This window comes from Streptosporangium nondiastaticum (genome assembly GCF_003011965.1).
Lineage (GTDB): Bacteria > Actinomycetota > Actinomycetes > Streptomycetales > Streptomycetaceae > Streptomyces > Streptomyces nondiastaticus.
The window spans coordinates 1-3,325 of record NZ_PXWG01000267.1 but is presented as its reverse complement, the minus strand read 5'-3'; the positions used below and the strand labels follow the sequence as shown (position 1 = coordinate 3,325).

4 protein-coding genes are annotated in these 3,325 nt (G+C 74.0%); all 4 read left to right on the top strand.

Annotated elements, in window-relative coordinates; all coding sequences use genetic code 11:
* Positions 1-253: hypothetical protein (locus B7P34_RS35495; protein ID WP_223268583.1), on the top strand; the 253-nt coding region annotated here is incomplete at its 5' end.
* A gap of 93 nt (positions 254-346) precedes the next feature.
* Positions 347-1,261 (top strand): NAD-dependent epimerase/dehydratase family protein, encoded by a 915-nt coding sequence (locus B7P34_RS35490; protein WP_030366193.1) that lies wholly within the window; start codon positions 347-349, stop codon positions 1,259-1,261.
* A complete protein-coding gene (locus B7P34_RS35485) occupies positions 1,249-2,028 on the top strand; it encodes a spherulation-specific family 4 protein (protein ID WP_106682237.1) in 780 nt (259 codons plus the stop codon). Before B7P34_RS35490 ends, B7P34_RS35485 begins: the two co-directional genes overlap by 13 nt.
* An 84-nt stretch (positions 2,029-2,112) precedes the next feature.
* Positions 2,113-3,291: an adenylyltransferase/sulfurtransferase MoeZ gene (gene moeZ, locus B7P34_RS35480; RefSeq protein ID WP_106682236.1), complete on the top strand. Its 1,179-nt coding sequence runs from the start codon at positions 2,113-2,115 to the stop codon at positions 3,289-3,291.
* Positions 3,292-3,325 lie beyond the last annotated feature (34 nt).

Here is a 3,325-nt window from a genome sequence, read left to right as displayed (position 1 = left end):
GCTCGGCGCCGCGGCGCTGGAGGCGGGCGCACCGGGACCGCCCGGCGTCGTACCGCCGTTCGCCGCGCCCGCCGTCGCCTGGGCGACCGGCGCCTACGGCCCCGCCGCCATACCCCTCGTGGCCTGCGCGCTCCCCGCGCTCGCCCTCCTCGCCCACGCCCTGACCGCGCTCTCCCGGGCCTCCGCCCACCGCCACGGCCCGCACGCACCCGTCCCCGCCGACCCCGGAGAAGCCCCGGCCCGGGCCCGGTGACCGCCCGTCCCCGTCGCACACCCCCTTCAGAGGAGCAAGGAAGATGACCGTTCACCCCATCCGCACCGCCGGGCGAGAGCGAGGGCGCGACCGATGAGGGTTCTGCTGCTCGGTGCCAACGGCTACCTCGGCCGCTACGTGGCCGACCGCCTGCTCGCCGACCCCGCCGTCCAGCTCACCGCGCTCGGCCGCGGCGACGACGCGGACGTCCGCTTCGACCTCGCCACCGGCAGCCCCGGCGCGCTCACCCGCTTCCTCAACGCCGTCCACCCCGGCGTCGTGATCAACTGCGCGGGCGCCACCCGCGGCGGGGCCCGCGACCTCACCCGGCACAACACCGTCGCCGTCGCCACCGTCTGCGAGTCCCTGCGCCGCAGCGGCTGCGGCGCCCGCCTCGTCCAGCTCGGCTGCTCCTCCGAGTACGGGCCCTCCCAGCCCGGCTCGTCCACCGCCGAGGACGCCGTGCCCCGCCCCGGCGGCCCGTACGGGGTGAGCAAGCTCGCCGCCACCGAGCTCGTCCTCGGCTCCGGCCTCGACGCGATCGTCCTGCGCGTCTTCTCGCCCGTCGGCCCCGGCACCCCGGCCGGCTCCCCCCTCGGCCGGCTCGCCGACGCCCTGCGGCGCGCCATGCAGAACGGCGACAGCGAGCTGAAGCTCAGCGGCCTCGGCGTCCAGCGCGACTTCGTGGACGTCCGCGACGTGGCCCGCGCCGTGCACGCCGCCTCCCTCTCCGCCGCCCAGGGCGCCGTCAACATCGGCACCGGCCGCGCGGTCAGGCTGCGCGAGGCCGCGGCCACCCTCGCCCGCGTCGCCGGCTACGGCGGCTCCCTCCACGAGCTCGACGACCCCCACCTGGGCACCCCGCCCGCCTACCCCTACCCCGACGGCTGCGGCAGCTGGCAGCAGGCCGACGTCCGCACCGCCCGCGACCGGCTCGGCTGGCGCCCGCGCATCGGCCTGGAGGAGTCCCTGGCCGACATCTGGATGGAGGCCGCGTGTCGCATCTGAGCCCGCCCGGGCAGCGGCGGTCCCGGGTGCGCGAGGCGCCCCTGCGGTTCGGGGTCCCGGGCTTCGCGCACCCCCTGCTCGCCCCCGCCGAGTGGGGCGAACTCCTGCGCGCCGACGTCCCCGTGGAGTGGGTCGTGCTCGGCAGCGGTGCCATGGCCGCCCCGGGCGGCACCGCCTCCGGCGGCCCCGGCGACCGCCCGGACCCGTATCGCGTGGCCGCCGCCGCCCGGCTGCGCGAGGCCGGCGTCCGGGTCCTCGGCCACCTGGACCTGAGGTTCGGCGAGCGCCCCCTCGGCGAGGTGCTCTCCGAGGCCCAGCGCTACCTGAACTGGTACCGGGTCGACGGATTCGCCCTCGACGCCACCCCCGCCGACCCGGCCGCCCTGCCCGGCACCCGGCGCACGGTCGCCTCCCTGCGCACCGTGCTCGACCGGGCGTACGTCGTCCTCGTCCACGGCACCCACCCCTCGCCCGGCTACGCCGACGTCGCCGACCAGCTCGTCACCTTCCACGGCCCGTGGTCGGCGTACCGCTGGTCGCAGGTGGCCGAGTGGACCGCCGACTTCCCGCCCGCCCGCTTCTGCCACCTCGTGCACGGCATCCCCCGCGCCCACCTGGAGGAGGCGCTGCGCCTCGCCCGCTGGCAGGGCGCCGGCACGATCTACTTCACCGACCGGACGGACCGGGACGAAGCGGACCCCTGGGAGGTGATGCCCGGCTACTGGGACGAGATCGTCTCGCGCATCGGACCTGGTGTCTCGGAATGAGGCGGGGCGTGGCAGTGTTACGGGGGAAGGACCGAACGCCGCCTGTATGTTCCCCGCCCCGGCGGGGATGACCCTGGAGTCCCCGTGTCGCTGCCACCCCTGGTCGAGCCGGCTGCCGAGCTCACCGTAGACGAGGTTCGTCGGTACTCCCGCCACCTGATCATCCCGGACGTCGGGATGGACGGGCAGAAGCGCCTCAAGAACGCCAAGGTGCTCTGCGTGGGTGCCGGCGGTCTCGGCTCCCCCGCCCTGATGTACCTGGCCGCGGCCGGCGTCGGCACCCTGGGCATCGTGGAGTTCGACGAGGTCGACGAGTCCAACCTGCAGCGCCAGATCATCCACAGCCAGGCGGACATCGGCCGCTCCAAGGCGGAGTCCGCGCGCGACACCGTGCGGGGCATCAACCCGTACGTGAACGTCGTCCTGCACGAGGGCCGGCTCGAAGCCGACAACGTGATGGAGATCTTCTCCCAGTACGACCTGATCGTCGACGGCACGGACAACTTCGCCACGCGCTACCTCGTCAACGACGCCTGCGTGCTGCTGAACAAGCCGTACGTGTGGGGCTCGATCTACCGCTTCGACGGCCAGGCGTCCGTCTTCTGGAGCGAGCACGGCCCCTGCTACCGCTGCCTGTACCCCGAGCCCCCGCCGCCGGGCATGGTCCCCTCCTGCGCCGAGGGCGGCGTGCTGGGCGTCCTGTGCGCCTCGATCGGCTCCATCCAGGTCAACGAGGCGATCAAGCTGCTCGCCGGCATCGGGGACCCGCTGGTCGGCCGCCTGATGATCTACGACGCCCTGGAGATGACCTACCGTCAGGTCAAGGTCCGCAAGGACCCCGACTGCGCGGTCTGCGGCGCGAACCCGACCGTCACGGAGCTCATCGACTACGAGGCGTTCTGCGGCGTGGTCTCGGAGGAGGCCCAGGAGGCGGCGGCCGGCTCCACGATCACTCCCAAGCAGCTCAAGGAGTGGCTGGACGACGGCGAGAACATCGACGTCATCGACGTCCGCGAGCCGAACGAGTACGAGATCGTCTCCATCCCGGGCGCGCGGCTGATCCCCAAGAACGAGTTCCTGATGGGCACGGCCCTGCAGGACCTCCCGCAGGACAAGCGCATCGTCTTGCACTGCAAGACGGGTGTCCGGTCCGCGGAGGTGCTGGCGGTGCTCAAGGCGGCCGGGTTCGCCGACGCGGTGCACGTGGGCGGCGGCGTGATCGGCTGGGTCCACCAGGTGGAGCCGGACAAGCCGGTGTACTGATTTTGTTCCTGTGAGGGGGCGATCCGCGGCAGCG